Here is a 247-nt window from a genome sequence, read left to right on the forward strand (position 1 = left end):
CCGCTGGTTCCGCAGCCGCACGGAGAACGCCGGCAGGCGCGCCAAGCGCGTCGCCATCGTCGCCCTGGCGCGCAAGCTGATCGTGGCGCTGTGGCGCTATCTCACCAGCGGTCTTGTTCCGGAAGAGCTATGGCGGAATCTGGGTGATGACGGCCTGAGAAGGGCGGCGTATCGAGGCGGGTAACCAGCCAGCCAGAACCTCACATGGGATGGTTCGTGTCAAGGCCATCAATCGCAATGCATCAGC

Annotated in this window: 1 pseudogene; it reads left to right on the plus strand. The window is 64.4% G+C overall.

What is annotated here, in order from left to right:
- Nucleotides 1-184 (plus strand): annotated as a pseudogene (locus ACZYOF_RS45025) (hypothetical protein); the annotation flags it as partial.
- Between the last annotated feature and the right edge of the window lie 63 nt (nucleotides 185-247).

It is taken from the genome of Bradyrhizobium sp. LeoA1Lang (assembly GCF_055413685.1).